General features: G+C 59.6%; 20 protein-coding genes. 8 read left to right on the top strand and 12 right to left on the bottom strand.

The features are described 5' to 3' along the window. Positions 1-257 precede the first annotated feature (257 nt). From VWZ85_RS04245 to dnaQ, 4 genes are read left to right on the top strand one after another with little or no spacing between them, the layout of a single operon-like run. On the top strand, positions 258-857 hold the full coding sequence (locus VWZ85_RS04245; RefSeq protein ID WP_340547115.1) for a Maf family protein: 600 nt from the start codon (positions 258-260) through the stop codon (positions 855-857). After that, positions 854-1687 (top strand): shikimate dehydrogenase, encoded by an 834-nt coding sequence (locus VWZ85_RS04240; protein WP_416587225.1) that lies wholly within the window; start codon positions 854-856, stop codon positions 1685-1687. Before VWZ85_RS04245 ends, VWZ85_RS04240 begins: the two co-directional genes overlap by 4 nt. Continuing rightward, complete coding sequence (gene coaE / locus VWZ85_RS04235; protein ID WP_416539887.1) at positions 1684-2277, top strand: dephospho-CoA kinase; 594 nt, start codon at positions 1684-1686, stop codon at positions 2275-2277. Before VWZ85_RS04240 ends, coaE begins: the two co-directional genes overlap by 4 nt. Then, positions 2270-3007 carry a DNA polymerase III subunit epsilon gene (dnaQ, locus tag VWZ85_RS04230; RefSeq protein ID WP_416587224.1) on the top strand — a complete coding sequence of 246 codons (738 nt, stop codon included), beginning with the start codon at positions 2270-2272 and terminating at the stop codon, positions 3005-3007. Before coaE ends, dnaQ begins: the two co-directional genes overlap by 8 nt. A 92-nt stretch (positions 3008-3099) precedes the next feature. On the opposite strand, the gene secB is transcribed toward dnaQ, so the two are convergent. Continuing rightward, on the bottom strand, positions 3100-3594 hold the full coding sequence (secB, locus tag VWZ85_RS04225; RefSeq protein ID WP_416587222.1) for a protein-export chaperone SecB: 495 nt from the start codon (positions 3592-3594) through the stop codon (positions 3100-3102). Between the two features lie 78 nt (positions 3595-3672). Continuing rightward, entirely contained in the window at positions 3673-4179 is a 507-nt protein-coding gene (locus VWZ85_RS04220; protein WP_416539888.1) for an FxsA family protein, read from the bottom strand. Positions 4180-4294: 115 nt separating this feature from the next. Between VWZ85_RS04220 and VWZ85_RS04215 the strand changes: the two genes are divergently transcribed. From VWZ85_RS04215 to VWZ85_RS04205, 3 genes are read left to right on the top strand one after another with little or no spacing between them, the layout of a single operon-like run. Beyond that, a complete protein-coding gene (locus VWZ85_RS04215; protein WP_416534350.1) occupies positions 4295-4951 on the top strand; it encodes a Tim44/TimA family putative adaptor protein in 657 nt (218 codons plus the stop codon). Continuing rightward, complete coding sequence (locus VWZ85_RS04210; protein ID WP_416534351.1) at positions 4948-6003, top strand: murein transglycosylase A; 1056 nt, start codon at positions 4948-4950, stop codon at positions 6001-6003. The genes VWZ85_RS04215 and VWZ85_RS04210 overlap by 4 nt, the downstream gene beginning before the upstream one ends. After that, entirely contained in the window at positions 6003-6605 is a 603-nt protein-coding gene (locus VWZ85_RS04205) for a Smr/MutS family protein (RefSeq protein ID WP_340547107.1), read from the top strand. Before VWZ85_RS04210 ends, VWZ85_RS04205 begins: the two co-directional genes overlap by 1 nt. A 13-nt stretch (positions 6606-6618) precedes the next feature. On the opposite strand, the gene VWZ85_RS04200 is transcribed toward VWZ85_RS04205, so the two are convergent. The 4 genes from VWZ85_RS04200 to hslV form a co-directional block, all read right to left on the bottom strand. Next, positions 6619-7764, bottom strand: a complete 1146-nt coding sequence (locus VWZ85_RS04200) for an alpha/beta hydrolase (protein ID WP_416539889.1) — start codon at positions 7762-7764, stop codon at positions 6619-6621. A gap of 85 nt (positions 7765-7849) precedes the next feature. After that, positions 7850-9160, bottom strand: coding sequence for an ATP-dependent protease ATPase subunit HslU (hslU, locus tag VWZ85_RS04195; RefSeq protein ID WP_416534354.1), 1311 nt, complete (start codon positions 9158-9160; stop codon positions 7850-7852). Between the two features lie 12 nt (positions 9161-9172). Next, positions 9173-10243: a hypothetical protein gene (locus VWZ85_RS04190; RefSeq protein ID WP_340547104.1), complete on the bottom strand. Its 1071-nt coding sequence runs from the start codon at positions 10241-10243 to the stop codon at positions 9173-9175. 1 nt (position 10244) lies between these two features. Beyond that, a complete protein-coding gene (gene hslV, locus VWZ85_RS04185; protein ID WP_340547103.1) occupies positions 10245-10808 on the bottom strand; it encodes an ATP-dependent protease subunit HslV in 564 nt (187 codons plus the stop codon). A gap of 416 nt (positions 10809-11224) precedes the next feature. Here hslV and VWZ85_RS04180 point away from each other — a divergent pair, with 416 nt between their 5' ends. Beyond that, entirely contained in the window at positions 11225-11419 is a 195-nt protein-coding gene (locus VWZ85_RS04180) for a DUF1127 domain-containing protein (protein ID WP_340547102.1), read from the top strand. A gap of 81 nt (positions 11420-11500) precedes the next feature. Here the strand turns inward: VWZ85_RS04180 and VWZ85_RS04175 are convergent, their stop codons facing one another. The 6 genes from VWZ85_RS04175 to VWZ85_RS04150 all read right to left on the bottom strand — a co-directional run bounded on the left by VWZ85_RS04175 (position 11501) and on the right by VWZ85_RS04150 (position 19645). Next, positions 11501-11866 (bottom strand): Lin0512 family protein, encoded by a 366-nt coding sequence (locus tag VWZ85_RS04175; RefSeq protein WP_416587219.1) that lies wholly within the window; start codon positions 11864-11866, stop codon positions 11501-11503. Then, positions 11863-12210 carry a Lin0512 family protein gene (locus tag VWZ85_RS04170; protein WP_340547100.1) on the bottom strand — a complete coding sequence of 116 codons (348 nt, stop codon included), beginning with the start codon at positions 12208-12210 and terminating at the stop codon, positions 11863-11865. Before VWZ85_RS04170 ends, VWZ85_RS04175 begins: the two co-directional genes overlap by 4 nt. Positions 12211-12299: 89 nt before the next feature. Continuing rightward, entirely contained in the window at positions 12300-12620 is a 321-nt protein-coding gene (trxA, locus tag VWZ85_RS04165) for a thioredoxin (RefSeq protein ID WP_340547099.1), read from the bottom strand. 62 nt (positions 12621-12682) lie between these two features. Continuing rightward, positions 12683-16051 (bottom strand): double-strand break repair helicase AddA, encoded by a 3369-nt coding sequence (gene addA / locus VWZ85_RS04160; RefSeq protein ID WP_416587217.1) that lies wholly within the window; start codon positions 16049-16051, stop codon positions 12683-12685. Continuing rightward, a complete protein-coding gene (gene addB, locus VWZ85_RS04155) occupies positions 16048-18981 on the bottom strand; it encodes a double-strand break repair protein AddB (RefSeq protein ID WP_416587215.1) in 2934 nt (977 codons plus the stop codon). Before addB ends, addA begins: the two co-directional genes overlap by 4 nt. Beyond that, a complete protein-coding gene (locus VWZ85_RS04150; protein WP_416587214.1) occupies positions 18971-19645 on the bottom strand; it encodes a nucleotidyltransferase family protein in 675 nt (224 codons plus the stop codon). Before VWZ85_RS04150 ends, addB begins: the two co-directional genes overlap by 11 nt. Positions 19646-19655 lie beyond the last annotated feature (10 nt).

The following is a 19655-nucleotide window of genomic DNA, read 5'->3' as shown; positions in this document are numbered from 1 at the left end:
ACATGATGACTCTTGCCGGCAGGCCATAAAAACAACAGGAATACTGTGCCGGTAAGCTAAGTTTGAAGTGGGGATAAGCTTGGGGTGAAATCGGAGCAACTGAGATATCCACGATTTGGAAGTTATCCCTATCCTCTCAGGGCGAATCTGCCGGCAAGCAAATGGGGATTTTGAGGTTCTCCACGGCTTGCGAAATGGCCGAAATTTCATACAAACCGTCCAAGGCCCATCACACTCTTGCCCACGGGGTTTTCCACATGTCTACCCACATCGTTCTGGCCTCTGGGTCACAAATTCGCGCCCAGCTCCTGCGACAGGCCGGCGTTCCTTTCGAGGTTGCCGCCGCCCGCATCGACGAGGAGGCCATCAAATCCGCGCTCTTGGCCGAGGAGGCCAAGCCGCGGGACATCGCCGATACGCTGGCAGAAGCGAAGGCGCGCAAAGTCAGTGCCAAGTATCCCGGGGCCCTTGTATTGGGCTGTGATCAGGTGCTCGAGTTTGATGGAAAATTGTTATCAAAACCAAAAGATTCGGATGAAGCTTTTGCGCAGCTGAAAATAATGCGGGGTCAGCGACATATGTTACTGTCCGCTGCGGTCATCTACCGCGATGGTCAACCGATGTGGCGGCATGTTGGGCAGGTGCGATTGCGGATGCGGTCCAGCTCGGATGCCTATCTTCGCGGTTATGTGGCGCGTAACTGGGACAGTATCCGCCATGCTGTTGGCGGATATAAACTTGAGGAAGAAGGGGTGCGGTTGTTCAGCACGATCGAAGGGGACTACTTCAATGTTCTTGGGTTACCCCTCCTCGAGCTGCTCAACTATTTGGCCCTGCAGGGAGTGATAGAACAATGAGCGACGCACGCATCCCTCTGGCTGGTGTGATTGGCAATCCAGTGGCGCATTCGCGGTCGCCACTGGTCCATGGCCATTGGCTTAGAACGCATGGCATTGCCGGTCACTATGTTCCGCTGCATGTTGAAGCCGATCAGCTGGAAACTGTTGTGCGCAGCCTGCCGATGATGGGATTTGTTGGGGCCAACGTCACAATTCCTCATAAAGAGAAGATCATGGATATCGCCGATCAGGTGACGGATCGTGCGACATTGATCGGCGCGGCCAATACGTTGATCTTCCGACCTGATGGGTCAATCCTGGCAGATAATACAGACGGATATGGCTTCATTACCAATCTGCATCAATCCGCTCCTGACTGGGATCCAGCATCAGGTCCGGCGGTCGTCTTTGGCGCTGGCGGCGCCAGCCGTGCCGTGATTGCCTCCCTGTTGGAAGCTGGCGTCCCCGAGATCCTGCTCAGCAATCGAACACGGGAGCGGGCAGACCAGTTTCGCAGTGAGTTCGGATCGCGGATCGAGGTGGTGGATTGGGTGCAGGTTGGCAACGTCGTCGAACAGGCCGCGCTGCTCGTGAATACGACCTCACTGGGAATGATCGGAAAGCCGCGCCTGCGGGTGCCGCTGGATGGCCTGCGCCCCGGCACGGTTGTGACCGATCTGGTCTATACTCCGCTGAAGACGGAAATGCTGCAATGGGCTGAGGATATCGGCTGTACCACGGTAGATGGTTTGGGGATGCTGTTGCATCAGGCTGTACCAGGGTTCGAACGGTGGTTTGGCAAACGACCGGAGGTCGATGAAGCCACACGTGAGGCCGCGTTGGCATGAGCTTTGCACTGGGGCTAACCGGATCCATCGGAATGGGAAAGAGCGCAACCGCGCAGATCTTTGCCGATGAAGGATGTGCGGTCTGGGATGCCGACGCAGCCGTTCATCGCCTATACGATGCAGATGGAGCTGCGGTTGCGCCGATTGGCGCGCTGTTCCCGACGGCCATCGCCGGCGGACGGGTCGACCGGGCACGTCTGCGTGAGATCATCGCCGGCGATGCAAGCGCCCTGCCCCGCATCGAAGCAATCGTGCATCCGCTTGTCGCCGCTGACCGCGAGGCTTTCAGAGCATCGTCGTCGCATGATGTTCTGGTCTTCGATATTCCCCTGCTGTTTGAAACCGGGGGTGACGCAGGTATGGATGCGGTGGCCTGCGTGTGGATCGACGCTGAGACGCAGCGCAGCCGGGTCATGGAGCGCGGCACAATGTCGGTTGAGCAATTTGAACAGATCCTTCAGAAACAAATGCCGATAGAGGAAAAGAAAGCGCGGTCGGATTTTCTGATCCAGACCGATACGCCCGACCATGCGCGCGATCAGGTGCGCGCCATCCTTGCCCAGATCAGAAAGCAGGTTGCAGATGCGTGAAATCGTCCTTGATACCGAGACAACAGGATTTGATCCGTTTTCTGGCGACCGCATCGTCGAGATCGGTGCGGTTGAGTTGCTCAATCACATGCCAACGGGCGAAACCTTTCATGTCTATATCAACCCCGAACGTTCCATGCCGCAGGACGCGTTCAAGGTGCACGGCATTGGGCCGGATCTTCTTGAACCGCCACAACAACCCGGGCCCGGTGCGGCGACATTGCGCGACAAACCGGTATTTTCGAAAGTCGGGCAGAAATTTCTGGATTTCGTGCGGGATTCCAAAATGGTCATCCACAACGCCGCATTCGACATGAAATTCCTGAATGCCGAGCTGGACTGGATGGGCCTGCCAAAACTGCCGATGGATCAGGCAATTGACACGCTTGCCATAGCGCGCAAGCGCTTTCCTGGGTCGCCGGCGACACTGGATGCGCTCTGCCGTCGGTTCAATATCGACAACAGCAATCGTACGTTGCATGGCGCGCTGCTCGACTCCGAGATTCTGGCAGATGTCTATCTTGAACTGATTGGTGGTCGGCAGCCCGATTTCGGCCTTTCAGCATCAAGCGATAAGGCGCGCAGCGGGACTGTGATCACAGAGGACTGGCGCCCTACGGCAAGGCCGACACCCCTGCCCGCACGACTTACCGCAGAAGAACAGGAGGCGCATGACGCGTTTGTTGCGAAGATGGGTGACGGAGCACTGTGGAACAGCTCCGGCAGCTGACCCCCCGCGCCCGCGCGACTGCCAGCCAAAAAACGCCGCGGTTTCCCGGCGGCGTTTTTTGTCAGCGGGCCAAGGACGCCGCTGTATGATGCTTACTGCGGTTTGTCGGCGGCAGCTGCGTCGGCCTGACGACGTGCCAACTCGTTGCGATAGATCGCGACGAAGTCGATATTGTCGAGGTTCAGCGGCGGGAAACCACCGTCGCGGGTCACGTCAGAGACGATGCGGCGCAGAAACGGGAATAACATGCGGGGGCATTCGATCAGCAGGAACGGATGCAGCTGGTCTTCCGGCACGCCGACAATGTTGAAGATGCCGACATATTCCAGTTCCAGAACGAACAGGACAGCATTGCCCTCCTTGTCCTTGGATTCGATGTTCAGCTTGGTCATGACTTCATACTGATTTTCGGCCTGACGCTTCTTTGCATCAAGCGCAACCTGTACGCTCACATCGGGCTGAACGTCGGCGCCGACGCCTTTTTGCGCCATGACGTTTTCAAACGACATATCGCGGATGAACTGACCCAGGATATTCATCTGGACTTGCGGCTGCTGCACGCCTTCTGTTGCGCCGTTTTCGGCCATGAAGCTACTCCTAAACTATGTTTCGCCTGTGCTTAACAGCTTGGCGCACGTATCTCAACGGGGTGTCACGCGAGCCGCTCACCTCTTGTCATCGACCCAACCGGACGGGCCATTGCGCGGTCTATCCCGAGTGACGTCCTCGTAGTCGCCGTCAATGATATCGCCGGGCCTACCGGAGGAGTGACCGCCGGGGTAATTGCGCCCCTGCATGCTCCCAGGACCCATTTGGAACCGTGCAACCGTCACTTTGGAACGCAGGTACCGGTAGACGGCCATACGGATCTGCGGGACAAGCAATGCAAAGCCGACTGCATCAGTGAAAAATCCAGGTGTCAGCAACAGCGCGCCGGCAACGAGGATCATCGCACCATGCGCGAGAGGTTCCGTGGGGTCATTCAACCGTTCAAAAGACGTGCGCAATTGGCCCAATGCCAGCCTACCCTGCGTTCGCACCAGCCAGGTTCCCAAAACCGCAGTCAGGACCACAATGGCCAGCGTGGGCCACAGGCCAATCGCGCCACCGACCTGAATAAAAAGTGCGATTTCGATGATCGGAACCATCAGGAAGGCCAGAAAAAGATACATGCGGGGTTTCCTCAGAACTTGCGCGGGACGGTGGACTTGCGCCGACCCGTCACCTACATAAGGTTGGAACGCTTTAGTTTCAAACGAAGCATGAACATCTACCGTAGAGGTTGTTATGGAGTCGCCCGTGATTCAGCTGTTGGTTTTGGCCGGTATTGCCGTGTTTTTGATCCTGCGCCTGAAGAGCGTTCTTGGCACCCGTGAAGGGTTCGAAAAGCCGGCCCTGCCTCAGTCAGATCGCCAGAGCCGCCGTCCCGAGCTCGAGGTAATCGAAGGTGGGCCGGACCATGACATCATTGACTATGTCCCTGAGGATAGTTCGCAGGCCAAAGACCTTGCCGCAATGAAGAAAGCCGAACCGTCCTTTGAGGTACGGGATTTTGTGCAGGGTGCTCGCGGTGCCTACGAGATGATCCTGATGGCGTTTGAACGAGGGGATCTGGACGAAATCGAACCGTTCCTCGCGCCCGATGTCTTTGAGAGCTTTGTCACCGCTGTTTCGCACCGCGAAGATCAAGGTCTGACCATCGAGGCGGAATTTGTCGGCGTGCGTGAAACGACCTTGACCGATACCAGCTTTGATCCGGCTACAGGCAATGCAGAAATCACCATGAGGTTTGTCGCGGAACTGACCTCCGTCGTGCGGGACCGTGGCGGTGATATCGTCGAGGGCGATCCCAAGGCCCTGAAACGCCAGAAGGACACCTGGGTCTTTGGCCGCACCATGGGCAGTGCGGATCCGAACTGGCATCTGGTCGCCACGGACGCATGATGCACGGGCTCCGGCGGGCACTCTGTGCGCTGGCCCTTGGGGCTGGCGCATATTTGTTCCCGCAGGGCGGGCAGGCAGAAACGACCTATACAATGTTGTCCTTTGCTCAGTTAGAAGGCTGGGCGGAGGACGATCATGAGGAGGCGCTCGGCGCCTTCCTGCAGACCTGCCGGGATCTGGACGATCCGGATTGGCGCGCGCTTTGTGCGCTTGCGCGTGAACAGGATCCGCAATCTGCGCGCGGGTTCTTTCAGCTGCTTTTTCGCCCTGTCCTGATCGAGGATGGCACGCCGGCGTTGTTTACCGGTTACTTCGAACCTGAGCTGTCAGGCGCGCGCAGGCCCAGCTCCCGGTATCGGTATCCGGTCTACCGGCAGCCGCCGGAGGCGCGCAACTCCAGCCAATGGCTGACACGGCGCGAACTTCTGACAAGCGGCATCATGGAAGGGCGCGGGCTGGAGATCGCCTGGGTCGATGATCCGGTCGAGCTGTTTTTTCTTCAAATCCAAGGATCCGGCCGAATTCGCCTGTCGGATGGCTCCTCGATCCGGGTTGGCTATGGCGGCGCCAATGGTCATGAATATCGATCCATTGGCACCGAATTGGTTCGCCGTGGGATTTATAATATCCATCAGGTCAGCGCTGCGGTGATCAAACGCTGGGTGCGGCGCAATCCGCTCGCCGGCGAGGATTTGCTGATGCACAACCCCTCCTATGTGTTCTTCCGTGAGGTGAGCCGTATTCCAGCCTCTGCCGGCCCGCTGGGCGCGATGAACCGGTCGGTGACCACCTTGCGCAGCCTGGCTGTTGATCCGAAATATACGCCACTGGGGGCACCGGTCTGGCTGGAAAAGGATGGTGCTAAACCTATGCGGCGCTTGATGATTGCGCAGGACACCGGCTCCGCGATAAAGGGCGCGCAGCGGGCCGATGTGTTCTTTGGCAGCGGGGATGAGGCGGGGATCGAAGCTGGCAAGCTACGCGATCCCGGTCGCATGGTGGTGCTGCTTCCGATCCAGCGAGCCTATGCGCTATTGCCGGGGGATTTCTGATGAGCCGCCGCAAACTGACCTCCGAAGAAATAGACCTCTGGCACCGGGTGGCGCGTCAGGCCGAGCGGCTGCACCCTAAAACACGTACTGCGCCAGCCACCGCTCCCCTGCCCAAGCCCAGGCCGAGCAAATCGCCTCTGCCACCGCAGGAGAGGTTCACGCCAGAGCTGTTTGAACTGGGTTCCAAAGCCACATCCCAGCCGACCAGACATGATCTTAAGCCCAGTGTGACAAGGGGGCTGATTTCTGCGCCGATGCAGATGGATGGCAAAGCCTACCGCAAGATGAAACGTGGCAAGCTGAAACCGGAGGGGAAGCTGGACTTGCATGGAATGCGGGTCGATGCAGCCCACCCTGCGCTGGTTCGGTTTGTCCTGTCAGCCCATTCTGCGGGCAAGCGGCTGGTTCTGGTGATCACCGGAAAAGGCAAAGATCGAGATGAACCCGGACCGATGCCTGTTCCGCGTGGCGTCCTGCGTCATCAGGTACCGCAGTGGCTGTCACTGCCGCCACTGTCGCAGGTCGTACTTCAGGTGACCCCGGCCCATGTCAGCCATGGTGGTGGCGGTGCCTATTACATCTATCTTCGGCGACATCGCTGATTGGTGGACTGCCTCAGCGATCTTCACCGCGATACACATTGGCCTGATAGTTTTCCGAAAGCGTGATTTCGACCGCGTTGTCTTCCTTTTCGACAACCAAACGACCGGGGAACAGCCGCTGAATCGACACGGCGTCACGGTCAAAGGCTGCTGCGGTCTGGCGGGCTGAATTCAAGATCGACAGCACTGCCGGCGAGGTCGCGGCTACGAAATGCCCGGATTCCGCCGTATCGGCATAGGCGGTGGTGTCGACCACTTCGATCGGCAACTCAGAGACATCGTCCAGTGATTTCAGATTGCCAAGCCGACCGCGGTTATGTGTTCCGCGCAGTCGCTGCGACAGGTTCAATACGTTATCCTTGCGCGAAACCATGACGACGAAGGGCTGTGGAACCGGGTCAATGCGGCGCATCTGACTGCGGAAAACCTCAACGTCAAGATCCGGGGACATCAGGATCACCGCGCCGAGGTTCTTGCTGCTCCAGCCTGGTGTTTTGATTTCCATCTGGCGCATGGTTTCCATCACCAGCTGCGATCCCATGGAATGGGCGACCAGAACGACGCGGTTTGACGCACCGGGCTTCAGATTGCGCAGGAGCTGCTCCAACCCGTCACGTGCAAACAACACGCTATCGCCATCATAGGCGTAACCCAGCGGGTTTCCTTGGCTGGGCCAGGAATAGATGATCGTGGCGCCGGGGATATTGATATCGTTGCTCAGCTGGGCAGCCCGGAACGCCGTTTCAGCCTGGGTGGAGTTGAACCCATGCACAAATACGGTGATATCACGCTCCCCAACCGGGTAGTTATCCAGCTCCCGCGAGACGCGATTGTTCAGTTCCGCCATATCGGCAACCTCTTCCCGGCCCGCCATGGTGAATTGCGTTTCGGGATCGGGTTCAGCATAGGCAAAATCCAGCTGTCCCGGTGAATGGTTCGGCGGGATTGAGACCGTCAGTTCCAGTAGGCGCAGCGTATCGGATCGCTCCGCGCCATAGGTTCCATTTGGAAGGGGCCGACGTGTCGTTGCGCCAAAAATGGTCTTGGCTTTGCCGATTTCCAAGGCTTCCGGCACAGTTGGGGTAAAGGATCTGTCGGTGCAGCCTGCTGCCACGATCAGAACCATGCTGATGCTGAACAGGACTCGTGAAAAATTCATGCGAGGGGCCATCTATTAACAATAGCGGCAGGCTACTGGCGGCCTGCCGCTATGTCCACAGATCGGGCAGATGCCCTGACGACCGTTAAAGCACATAGCGGCTGACATCAGCCGATTTGGTCAATTCACCGAGGTTCTTGCGGACAAAAGCAGCATCTACAACGACCGTTTCACCCGACCGATCCGGCGCGCTGAAAGACAGCTCCTCGAAGACACGTTCGATCACGGTATAGAGTCGCCGCGCCCCGATGTTCTCGACCGTCTGATTCACCTCGGCCGCGATCTTGGCGAGTGATGCGATGCCATCGTCGGTGAAGCTCACGTTGACATCCTCTGTCCCCAGAAGCGCCGTATATTGCAGAGTGAGCGCATTGTCGGTTTCGGTCAGAATGCGGACGAAGTCTTTCTCGCTCAGGGCACGCAGGTTCACGCGGATTGGCAGTCGCCCCTGCAATTCTGGCAGCAGGTCGGAGGGTTTCGCGATGTGAAACGCACCGGAGGCAATGAACAGGATATGGTCGGTCTTCACCGGGCCGTGTTTGGTCGAAACGGTCGTTCCCTCGATCAGCGGCAGCAGGTCACGTTGCACACCTTCGCGGCTGACATCGCCGCCCCTCGCATCCTGACGTGCGCAGACCTTGTCGATCTCATCCAGGAAGACGATCCCGTTCTGTTCAACGGACTCCAGCGCCGCCTTGGTGAGGGTTTCGTCGTCAAGCAGCTTGTCCGCTTCCTCACCAATCAGGATGTCGTAGCTGTCTGCGACGGTCATTTTCTTGCGGGTCGTCCGACCACCCATAGCTTTGCCGAACAGATCGCCAAGGTTCATCATCCCCATGTTGCCACCGGGCTGACCGGGGATTTCGAACATGGAACCCATCGGGTTCGAGCTGTCGGCGACATCCAGTTCGATGACAGTATCATCCAGCTCGCCGGCTTTAAGCTTTTTACGGAACATCTCGCGGGTGGCGTCGCGGGCATCCTCGCCGGCGATGGCCTGGATGACTCGCTCCTCCGCCGCTTGGCGGGCCTTGGCCTTGACGTCCTCACGCATGTGTTCGCGGGTCTGAACAATGGCGATATCCACCAGATCACGGATGATCTGCTCTACGTCGCGGCCGACGTAACCGACCTCGGTGAACTTTGTCGCCTCGACCTTGATAAACGGCGCGCGGGCCAGTTTGGCCAGACGACGGGAAATCTCCGTTTTGCCGACGCCGGTGGGCCCGATCATCAGGATGTTCTTGGGATAGACTTCATCCCGAAGATCATCGCCCAGCTGCTTGCGACGCCAGCGATTGCGCAGCGCGACGGCTACGGCACGCTTTGCATCGGTCTGGCCGATGATAAAGCGATCAAGTTCGGAAACGATTTCGCGAGGGGTGAGATCAGTCATGAGGGGTCCGTTTCAGTGGGCGGGCGGCAGCCGGTCAAGCGGCAGCACCCGTGAGAGGGGGGAGATCAGCAGGGCCCGGATCCGCGCCCAGAACGCGCCGAGGATCACCAGGAACAGGCCCAGCACGAGAATGGTGGTCGCAGCGCCATCGCCGTCAAACACTGTCGCCGCGAGGGTGACGCTATAGCCGATGGCCGCAATCAGAAATGAGCGCCGGTCAATGATGATCGCGACCACGGCAAATGCAAACAGCACTGCCATCAGCGCCAGATTGGCCTCGGAGGTGCCGCTGTTAAGCAGGCTGAGCGCGATCGTATTAACCAGCGCCGGCGCCGCAACAACATGCAGCCAGAAGCCCTGCGCAGAGCGTCGTGTGACCCGATGCGGGTCGCTCAGGTCAAACATCATTGCGACGGCAAACACAGCGAGACCAACCAGCAATGTCACCCAGGCAAACGGGCCCGACGCAGAAAGCAGGAAGAGATCGCCAATGCCCGTCAGGCTGCCCGACTGATTTGCGGCCAGCATCAGGGCCAGCGCAAAGACACCAAGAGCGATCAGAGCCATGGCAAAAGGGACCCGAAAGCGCAGCCAGTAGACCGCGATGGCAACCGTTGTCAGCCCGAGGGGCAAGGGCAGGCTGCCATAGTCACCTTGCATGACCATGAACACCTGCGAAAATTCAGCCGTAAGTCCGACGCCTGCATTCAGCGTCCAGAGGATCGACAGTGCAATCGCCGGCGCCACCATGCGACGACGGCGGATGAAATACTCGCTCAGCAGCCAAAGCACGACCGCGCCGATGATGGAGGACATGGTGGCTTTCTCAACCAGCCCGCCCAACCCTTCGGCCATGGAAATACCGGTAACAGCGGCCCAGCCCGTCGACAGAATGATCAAACCGATCACGATGAAGATCTCATTGAACCCTTTGAACAGCTCAAACGGCTCATCACCCGGTGCCAGATTTTCACGCGCACCGCGTCTGCTGTGGGCCAGCGCCATAAGCGAGGCGGCCTGCGCCTCGCTCAGAAGGCCGGCACCAACCGCAGCCCGAATGTCGTTTTGATCGATATGGCTCATATCAGTCCTTCTGGCTGATCCGTTCGACTGTCAGACGTCCATTGGTGTAAACGCAGATATCAGCCGCGATGGCCATTGCGTCACGGGCCACGGCTTCGGCGTTGCGGTCACTGTCCATCATGCCGCGGGCAGCGGCCAGCGCGAAATTTCCACCCGATCCGATGGCGGCAACATCATGTTCTGGCTCCAGCACGTCCCCGGCGCCGGTGATCACAAACATATCTGCCCCGTCGGTCACGATCAGCATCGCTTCCAATTTCTGGAGATATTTGTCGGTGCGCCAGTCCTTGGCCAATTCCACGCTGGCACGTGCGAGTTGACCGGGGGTGGCCTCAAGCTTGGCTTCAAGCCGCTCAAGCAAGGTGAAGGCATCGGCAGTGGAGCCGGCAAAACCCGCGACGACATCGAAACCTCCGGGCGACAGGCGGCGGACCTTGCGCGCCGTTCCCTTGATCACGGTCTGCCCAAGGGAAACTTGCCCGTCGCCGGCAATGACGACCTCGCCATCCTTCTTCACGCCGATGATTGTCGTACCGTGCCAGCCCGGGAATTGATCGTCTGCCATCGTGTTCTCCTTGTTTCCAGGCCTATATGGGCACTGGTCTTTTGTACCTCAACCGGGTGCTATCCGCTGCGGGTGCCGGGGATCAAGCGAATAGGCGCCCTGCCCGCGCCCTGGCTATGATCTTCTTGCAACGACCGACCGGACGGTTTTCACAAGTGGTCATCTGATGATCATCGCAGAGCCGACAATTTGCGCCCTGATGCGGGTATTCTGTTCAGGTGAAATGGAACAGGTGTTCGTCACGACTGGAACGCGCTGGGAGAGTTGCCTTTATCCGGGCAAAGCGCCCGAAATTCATGCTATGCAAAAACTGCAATTCGGAGCTGTCGAACCGGCAATTGTGGGACTCGGCAGGCCACCCTACATGAGGCTCACAACCGACACGGTGTCGGCTGGTTCTCATAAGGAATGCGCAAATGGCTACCACCGCAAACATCCATGCGCCGCTCGGAGCAGTCACCGTACTCCGCCTGGTGGACGCAGTCTACAACGCCAAGTCTTCGATCGTGGCTTGGAAAGAAGCACGTGACACCCGCAAGGCTCTGTCCGCGCTGACCGATACGCAGCTGGAAGACATCGGTCTGACCCGCGCGGATATCGCAAAGATCTGAGGACGCCCATCCTCAGTCACAAAGATGATTTGGCCGCTCCTTCCAGGGCGGCTTTTTCTTTTGCGTAGGATCGCTAGGACATCAGGAGCGTAGCCGGTAGCGCCCTGCCTGATCCGGGAGCCAAGCCTCAATAGCGGCGGTTGCAATAACATGTTTGCCGCCATCGGCATCATCGACCACATCCAGCCCTCCCTGTACGGCGCGCACTGTCGTACGCCCGCGGGGCAGATCGCCTGCCACCAGATCGCAATCTACCTTATCCGGTTCCTGAACGCCGATGGTAACCTCGACACGCATTTCGGCATGATCAATGCCCAATTTGGCAAATAGCGTGATTGATGAGTGGTGCAGCGCGTCCTGCACGGCGCGCCGGGCGGCTTTGGTGTAGTCCTGCCCGTAGAGATCGTTGCCGGTTCCCATCTCCAGAATAATGCGTTTCTCAGTCATGCAATCGGCTCCATATCAAATGAAACGATGATGGCGGCGTTGGCGATGACGGTCTGGCCGCCGCCCGGCTTGTCAATATCAAGCCCTCCCTCGCTCACGTGGATGTCTGGTGTACCATAAGGAAAGATCTCACAAAGCGCCGCCCGATCTACGGCCTCAGGGTTCTGCACGCCGATTTCAGCGCGGATTCGCATTGCTTCCTTAGGGAAATCGAATAGCTCCGCAACATTGACGGAGTTATGCCAGAGCGCGTCTCTGATTGCTCGTTTGGCGGCCTCGGTATAGTCATTTCGCCGCAGCGACGTGCCCATGCCAAATTCGACCAGTACCCGTGTTTCAGCCATGATGCGGCTCCTGTCCATTGGGTTGAAACCTAACCATAAAAAAGGCGCCCCGATGGGACGCCTCTGATCTCTTCGGCCTACCGGCGGTCTTAGATCGACTCGTCGATCCAGCTCTGCAAAGCAGCCTTGGGGGCCGCACCTGAGCGGTTGGACACGACCTGACCGTCCTTGAAGATGAACAGCGCAGGAATACCGCGCACGCCCATGGCCGCTGCGGAGTTCGGGTTGCTGTCTACATCGACCTTGGCGATCTTCACCTTGTCGCCATACTCAGCGGCCAGCTCTTCCAGAGCGGGGCCGATTTGTTTGCAGGGACCGCACCATTCGGCCCAGAAATCCACCACAACGGGGACTTCGGAATTTTTCACTTCGGCGTCAAAAGTGGCATCGGTTACGGCGACGGTGGACATGGGCATGTCTCCCTAAGAGTGTGGCAGTTCGGCTGTGAACCTATGAACGGCTTAACGGATCGTCAAGGTATCTCGCGGCGCTTAAGGGCGGATGACACAATATCGTGTGGCAAGGCCATCAGCGACGCAGTGCGGGTCCAGAGCAAAGCCGTCTCGATCTGCCGATCCGGATAGAGCGTGGCCAGAGCATGGGCGTAGGCCCCCATCTGCCGCAACAGCCCCTCCGGGCAGGTCTCAGGACGGCTCGGCACAGTGGCATTCGATTTGAAATCAATTGCCAGCACACGTTTTGGGGTGACAATCAGCCGATCAATCACGCCGTGGATCCTGCGACCATCCAGATCCGCTGATACGGCGACCTCTGCCAGGGTATCCGGGGCAAAGATCTCCTGCAATTCCGGTGTGGTCAGGACCCGCGTCGCCTCAGCCAATAGTTCAGCGGTGTCTTCGTGACCTGCCAGCAGCGTCTCAGCCAGTTGCGGCCACATCTCCTTGCCGGTGCCGGGCAGATGTTCCAGCAATCTGTGGAGTCGGCTGCCGCGCGCCTTGGCCGCTTCTTCATCCTGTCCCAGATCGCCCGGTAAGGCCTTCGCTCCGCCGAGATTCGATGGGCTTAGCGTTGGCACGGGCGGCGTGTAAGGGGGGGGTGCATGTCGGAACACATCCGGCAGCTGCGGCTGGAGAGGGACGACCGGCGCTGCAGAATGAAACGGCAGCCCGTCCCAATCGCCGTGTTGCAGGCGCAGCCCCTCACCATAGCTGGTCTGATAAGGGCTGGCACCTGCCTCTCTCAACGCGCGTTCAACCATCTGGTACCAGCTGTCACCGTCTTTGGACAGCTCGCCGGCAGCGGCGACGATCAGCCATTTTTCGGCCCGTGTCAGCGCCACATAGAGCAGTCGCAGCCGTTCGTTTCTGGCCTTGTCCTGCGCCGCTTCACGGGCGCCGTGCATCACTTGCGGCATCAGGGCGCTGGGCAGTTTCCACATCGGCCCGGCCTCGGCGCGCATGATTTCATCGTCGCGTGGCGGTTTGCGTTTGGCTGTGTCGGGCAGGATCACGATCGGCGCTTCCAGCCCCTTGGATCCATGCACTGACATCACCCGGATCATATTGCCCGCCGCCCCCATCTGGCGTTTGATTTCCAGATCATCGGCCTGCATCCAAACCAGAAACCCGGTGAGGCTCGGGATATCGGTGCGCTCGTAGGCGAGCGCCTGGCTGAGCAGGGCGTTGATGCCATCCTCCGCCTCGGGCCCCAATCGGCCGAGCAGGCGCTGACGACCACCGTGGCGCGTCAGGATACGTTCGATCAGGTCATAAGGGCGCAGAAAATCGGTCTGGCCGCGCAGGTCGTCCAAAATTGCCATCGTGTCTGGATATTCCGCCGCCCGGTCGCGCAGAGCGGTCCAGAGGTAGCTGCCGCCCTCACGACGGTGAGCCAGATCGAACAGGGCCTGTTCGTTCCAACCAAACAAAGGTGATTTGAGGGCGGCGGCCAGTGACAGCGAATCCTCTGGCGTGGCGAGAAATGACAGCAAAGCGGCCAGATCCTTTACCGCCAGCTCGGCCCCGATTTTCAGTCGGTCGGCACCGGCAATAGGCAGTTCAGCCTTTTTGCAGGCACGGATGATCTCAGAAAATATTTCGGACCGGCGCTGCACCAGAATGAGAAAGTCACCTGCTTGTACAGGGCGGCGCTGAAAGCTGCTGCGCTCAGGGCCATCCTCGGGTAGCGTGACCTTGTTGTCGATCATCTCCTTGATGGTATTGGCGATCTGCTCGGCCAGAATGACCGTGTGGTGGCGGGCGCCGGGGCGATCTACCGGATCGGTCCAGTCACGCTCTTCCTCTGTGTCGATCTTGTCGACGACGGGCCAGAGGTCGACCCGTCCTGGCAGTTCTGATTTGAACGCGCGGTGCAGCGCGTCACGGTGAAAACCTGCGCCAGGGCTGTCCTTGAACACCAGATCGACCAGCCCCAGGATCGCTGCGGAGGAGCGAAAAGAGAACTCCAGCGCTGCATTCTGCAATGCGCTGCCTGTTTCCGCTAGCCGGTCGGCAAACTCAGCCTGCATTCGGTCAAAGGCGTCTGGATCGGCCCCCTGGAATGAGTAGATTGATTGTTTCTTGTCACCGACAACAAAAATGGTTCGCTCAACGTCGGATCGTGCGCCCTCGCCGGCGGTGAACTCTTGGGCCAGTTTTTCGATGACATCCCATTGCACCGGGCTGGTGTCCTGAGCCTCATCGACGAGGATGTGGTCAATCCCGCCGTCCAATCGGTAAAGAACCCAGGCCGCAACAGCCGGATCATTCAACAGCTGCCGGGCCTTCAGGATCAGATCGTCGAAATCCAGCCAGCCGCGCAGCTGTTTGCGGCGATCATATTCAGGCAGGAATACAGCAGCAAAATCGTGCAAAACCAGCGATTTCTCGACCGCAGCCAAGGCAAGACGCTGGGCGCGTGCGGCCTCGACACGTCGCATCAGCGGTTCCAGCTGATCCATCAGCGCAACGTTGTTTTCGCGCAGCTTCTTAGTGGGAAAGGCGTCGATCTTGGCACTGAAGGGCGCTTTGGCTGCCGCCCCCGTCAGAAAAACTGACTCAAGAATCGGCAGGTCCGCACAGGTTGGCTCCGTTATCTTGCGCAGCTTGGCTGCTGCCTTGATATCCGTGCTGCTGCCTTGCTCCAGCATGGTGCAGGTTCGCGCCAGAAGATCCCCTTCACCCCCGAGAAACACGCCGTCTTCCAACGCACCAGTGTCAAATCCTTCAGGCAGATCAAACAGCGTCAAAAGCCCCGCTCGATCGAGCGGCGCATCAAAATCAGACCGGCGTTGGCATATGGCAGCGGTCAGAGTCTCGAAATCGCTGTCTGTCACTTGCCGGGCCAGCTTACCAATCAGATCAGCCTCAAACCGATCGGCGCTTTCTGCGATCGCCTCCACAACCTCGGCCCGCAGCAGCACTGCCGCGCGGTCATCCATCTCTGAAAACTGCGGACTGACGCCTGCCTCCAGCGGAAAACGCCGCAGCAATGAGGCGCAGAAGGAGTGGATTGTCTGGATCTTCAGTCCACCGGGTGTCTCGATTGCGCGCGCGAACAGGGTGCGGGCCTGCGCCATTCCCTCCGCAGAGATTACATCCTGCGCACCCAGCTCCGTAAGCGCCGTGGTCAACGCCTCATCGCCGAGCATGGCCCATTCACCAAGCCGCTTGAACAGCCGGTTCTGCATCTCGCTGGCGGCGGCTTTGGTATAGGTCAGACAGAGGATATGCTGGGGTTGCACGCCGCGCAGCAACAGGCGCGCCACCCGGTCGGTCAGCACCTTGGTCTTGCCTGATCCGGCGTTTGCAGCCAGCCAGGTTGAGGCGTCCGGGCGGGCGGCCCGGAACTGCGCTTCGGAGGCGGCATCGCGGGCGGTCATGTCAGAATCTCCGGTTCCGGCGTTGCGCTTCGGTCCCATTCGCCATAGCGCGCCAGATGGTCATAATCGCCGGTCTGAGTGTCCTGAAACACCATGCGACGGCTGCTATATCCTTGATCAGGCTTAAAATATGCACCGATCAACTTGCTCAGTTCCTCCCAAACTTTGCCGGGAGGTTCGTCCAGAAGCGGGGCTGCGACCTCTTTCAGAGGGCTTTTGAGACCAAGGAATATGGCGCGCTCCACCCTGCCCTCACCATAGCGATCAAAGGCGCCGCGTTCCGCCATCGCAGCTTCAATCAGCAGCTGTTTCTCGAACGCTTTCTGTTGGTTCTCGGATGGTGGATCGCCGGTCTTATAGTCAAAAAGATGCAGGCCTCCACGTTCATCCACATCAATCCGATCTGCTGTGCCAGCAATTTCAAAATCAAACGGTGCCACCCGTACCGCACCAGATACCTCGAACCCGGAGGGGCGTGCGTTGGCCTGCCGCTGGCGCTCACCATTAATGAAATCGTCAGCGATACGTTCCAGCCGGGCCAGCCAGAGGCTGCGCGCGATGGCCCAGGGCACCTTGGCTTCCAGATGAGAGGCGGCGATTGCGAGAAAATTTGGCACCGTCAACTGGCTTGGGTCGGCAACAGTGGCCTTGATGAAATCTTCCAGGATCTTGTGCAGAACGATGCCGCGCAGCAGGGCGTCGGGTTCCTGTACCAATGGATCGAGTGGGCGCAGCTTCAGCACATGCTTGGCATATATCGCGTATGGATCGCGGATCAGCCGAGGGATTTCAGTGATGGTCAGGCGCCGCGGGCGGGCAGCAACGGGTGGGCGCGGTGCTGGACGTTTTGCGGGATCCATCGGTACCGGTGCCTCAAGCGCGTCGGCCCAGCCGAGCCATTCCTGCCCGCGTGCCCGCATCTCCGCCAGTGCCGCCGGGCCGCCCTGCCCCGGCAGCCCGGACAACAGATTGGTCATACGGTTGAGCCAGCGCGACGGCACCGTATCCGCCTCATCTGACCGTTCGGAGCGGGTCATCCAGACCTGAGGGGCGGCGACCGCCTGTTGAAAATCATGGGCTGACAGTCCGATACGCCGCTCAGGAAGCAGTAGGCCCGCCTGATGGCGAAGCTGGCGGTTGAGCCAGGGATCGGGGGTGGCTGCCTCCGGCCAGCTGCCTTCATTGAGGCCACCGAGGATCACCAGATCGGCGCCCTGCACCCGTGCCTCCAGCGTGCCCCAGATCAGGATGGAGCCATAGGGTGCATCCCGGTCGCGGACCTCACCTTGCGACAGCAGCGCCCGCAGGAGATCGGCAAAGTCCCGAGCTGTCATTTCGCCGCCATATCCAGCCTCGGCGCGCAGGTTGTCCATGATTTCCAGCGCCTTGCGGCCGGCTTTCTTGTCCCACAGGCCACCGCTTGCAGCGTCCTGACTGCCCAGACTTACCGCCTCTGCCAGCTGCCGCAGGGTATCGACCCACCGGGACAGTGGCTGCGTTCCGCTGATGGGTTTGTCGGCAAAGCACCGGGACAGCCAACCGGTCCATCCCGGCATCAGGTCGCGCCCGACTTCAAATGCGGCAAAGCTGTCGGCATCCGGGAAGGGAGGTCCGTAGCGGCGCAGGCGCAGTTCCAACTCGCGGGTGTGGCGCAGGTGATCGCCGCGCCCTGCCCCATCGTGGCAGAGAGGATGCTTCAGCAGGGTCAGCAGCGCATCGCAGGTAAGCGGTTTACAGAATAGCTCGGCAATATGGCGCAGAAAACGGCCCGGCGGCGACAGTTGCAAGGGCTGACCGGCGGAATCATCCGGCAGAATATCCCAGCGATCCAGCGCTGCGGCCACCTGTCTGGTCAACATACGATCCGGTGTGATGAGGGCGGCGGTCTGACCACCCTCGGCGGCTTGGCGCAGGCGTAGCGCGATCGCCAGTGCCTCCGCACGCGGGTTGGGCGCTTCGACCAGGGTCATCTCGGCGGTGGCCCGGTCGATGTCGCGCAGTTCCGGTCCTTCGCGCATCCAGGCATCGGTGACCGGCGCTGGGCGCAACGCCAAGGATACCAATCTGTTACGGGCAACGGAGGCTGGTGATGTTGCGACCCATGGGAGAACATCATCCGCAGTCATGTCCAGATCGCGCATGATCTTGAAGAACCGATATTGCGGATGATCCTCGGACATCAGCGGGTCATCAAGATGCTCCCAGACATGCCGGGGCTGCTGGTCATCAAATCCTGGCAGGATCACGGCGCCCTGCGGCAGCCGCGCAATGGCCTCCATCAGCATCAGTGTGGTGCCGCGCGATCCGGTGGAACCTGCGAGGATGATAGGGTGTTCGGGCGGCTGCTCCTGCCAGTCTTCGATCAGATCCAGCACAACCTGCCGCTGGCGGGCCTGCGCGTCCATCGCGTTTGCATGGGTTTCTGCGAATTCATCTGCGATAGCGATGAACTGCTGCGCACGCGCCCAATGGCCCGACATATCGGAGACATCGAGTGATCGAATGGTGTCAGGGCTGACCCCTTCGCCCTGCATTTCGTCGAACAGTGCTGCCAGACTGTCGGAGAGATCGTAAAGCGAGGATCGCGCAGCCAGATCCGGCTGGGCATCCAGCAATTTGGCGATGAGCTGCGACAGCTCAAGTCGCCGCCGCAGCGGCGGCAATGCTGGCGGCAGACCACGCAGCGTCGCGCGCATATCAAGATCCGTGAGCAGAGAAATCTTGGGCAGCAACAGCGCTGGCCCTTGGTCAAACAGATCCCGCACCCGGCGCGCCATACGGGAGGTGTTGACGATCAGCTCCACCTTCGCCAGCGCTTCCGGTGGTGCGGCTCGGCTGCGTGTGATTAGCCCCTCAACAAGGGCGCGCGGGAAATCGACGCCGCAGGGAACGGCAAAGAGGCGTGGCGTGTCTTGCGGCTCAAATCTCATCTTGGGCTATCAGTTCCTCGGCCAGGGGGATCCCCTCGGGGGTGCCGACATCGCACCAATGACCGGGATATTCCAGCGCAAACAGGCGGTCCTCCTGTGCCATCAGATCCCAAAGTGTGTTCAGTGAGAAGACGGTTTCTTCGATCTCTGCCAATCGGTTGGTGCGCAGAAGTTGTACGCCGCCATAGACCAGATCGCCGCCCCGCTGCAGGCGCCCGTCACCATCGGTATGAAAGTCGCCAACACCGATGCGCCCTATGGTACGAGCAATGGGAATACAGGCCAGCAGCGCGTCCATGCGTTCCGGATTCCAGGCAGCTCTTAGCAGGTGCAACGGGTTTGGCCCGCGCCAGACCACATCGGGATTCACGGTATAGACCGGCCCGTCCGGTGCGCCGAGCAGCGGCAAGGCCTGTTGCAGTCCACCCCCGGTATCAAGGATTTGTGGCTGTTCGGGGCTGATCACCACTTCACTGTCGGCAAGGTGGCGGGCCAGAATGTCGCCCTTATAGTGGCTGTTGGCCACTATCACAGTCGGTGCAACCTCTCGTGCCATGTCCAGAGCGCGATCGATCAAAGGACGGCCAGCGACCGGGATCATCGGTTTTGGCTGATCTGCGGTCAGATGGCGCATCCGGGTGCCAAAGCCCGCGGCGAAGATCATGACAGGATAT

It is taken from the genome of Phaeobacter sp. JH20_29 (assembly GCF_048056175.1).
Taxonomy (GTDB): Bacteria; Pseudomonadota; Alphaproteobacteria; order Rhodobacterales; family Rhodobacteraceae; genus Phaeobacter; species Phaeobacter bryozoorum.
Note: the sequence above shows the minus strand (reverse complement) of the source record. Positions and strands in the feature narration are given on the sequence as shown.

Excerpts from the sequence above, each read along its gene's own strand:
- VWZ85_RS04205 (WP_340547107.1), top strand. The coding sequence starts at position 6,003 with ATGAGCCGCCGCAAACTGACCTCCGAAGAAATAGACCTCTGGCACCGG.
- VWZ85_RS04210 (WP_416534351.1), top strand. The coding sequence starts at position 4,948 with ATGATGCACGGGCTCCGGCGGGCACTCTGTGCGCTGGCCCTTGGGGCT.
- VWZ85_RS04190 (WP_340547104.1), bottom strand. The coding sequence starts at position 10,243 with ATGAGCCATATCGATCAAAACGACATTCGGGCTGCGGTTGGTGCCGGC.
- dnaQ (WP_416587224.1), top strand. The coding sequence starts at position 2,270 with ATGCGTGAAATCGTCCTTGATACCGAGACAACAGGATTTGATCCGTTT.
- VWZ85_RS04200 (WP_416539889.1), bottom strand. The coding sequence starts at position 7,764 with ATGAATTTTTCACGAGTCCTGTTCAGCATCAGCATGGTTCTGATCGTG.
- VWZ85_RS04180 (WP_340547102.1), top strand. The coding sequence starts at position 11,225 with ATGGCTACCACCGCAAACATCCATGCGCCGCTCGGAGCAGTCACCGTA.
- hslV (WP_340547103.1), bottom strand. The coding sequence starts at position 10,808 with ATGGCAGACGATCAATTCCCGGGCTGGCACGGTACGACAATCATCGGC.
- VWZ85_RS04240 (WP_416587225.1), top strand. The coding sequence starts at position 854 with ATGAGCGACGCACGCATCCCTCTGGCTGGTGTGATTGGCAATCCAGTG.
- VWZ85_RS04220 (WP_416539888.1), bottom strand. The coding sequence starts at position 4,179 with ATGTATCTTTTTCTGGCCTTCCTGATGGTTCCGATCATCGAAATCGCA.
- addB (WP_416587215.1), bottom strand. The coding sequence starts at position 18,981 with ATGAGATTTGAGCCGCAAGACACGCCACGCCTCTTTGCCGTTCCCTGC.
- trxA (WP_340547099.1), bottom strand. The coding sequence starts at position 12,620 with ATGTCCACCGTCGCCGTAACCGATGCCACTTTTGACGCCGAAGTGAAA.
- secB (WP_416587222.1), bottom strand. The coding sequence starts at position 3,594 with ATGGCCGAAAACGGCGCAACAGAAGGCGTGCAGCAGCCGCAAGTCCAG.
- addA (WP_416587217.1), bottom strand. The coding sequence starts at position 16,051 with ATGACCGCCCGCGATGCCGCCTCCGAAGCGCAGTTCCGGGCCGCCCGC.
- VWZ85_RS04215 (WP_416534350.1), top strand. The coding sequence starts at position 4,295 with ATGGAGTCGCCCGTGATTCAGCTGTTGGTTTTGGCCGGTATTGCCGTG.
- VWZ85_RS04170 (WP_340547100.1), bottom strand. The coding sequence starts at position 12,210 with ATGGCTGAAACACGGGTACTGGTCGAATTTGGCATGGGCACGTCGCTG.
- VWZ85_RS04150 (WP_416587214.1), bottom strand. The coding sequence starts at position 19,645 with ATGATCTTCGCCGCGGGCTTTGGCACCCGGATGCGCCATCTGACCGCA.
- hslU (WP_416534354.1), bottom strand. The coding sequence starts at position 9,160 with ATGACTGATCTCACCCCTCGCGAAATCGTTTCCGAACTTGATCGCTTT.
- coaE (WP_416539887.1), top strand. The coding sequence starts at position 1,684 with ATGAGCTTTGCACTGGGGCTAACCGGATCCATCGGAATGGGAAAGAGC.
- VWZ85_RS04175 (WP_416587219.1), bottom strand. The coding sequence starts at position 11,866 with ATGACTGAGAAACGCATTATTCTGGAGATGGGAACCGGCAACGATCTC.
- VWZ85_RS04245 (WP_340547115.1), top strand. The coding sequence starts at position 258 with ATGTCTACCCACATCGTTCTGGCCTCTGGGTCACAAATTCGCGCCCAG.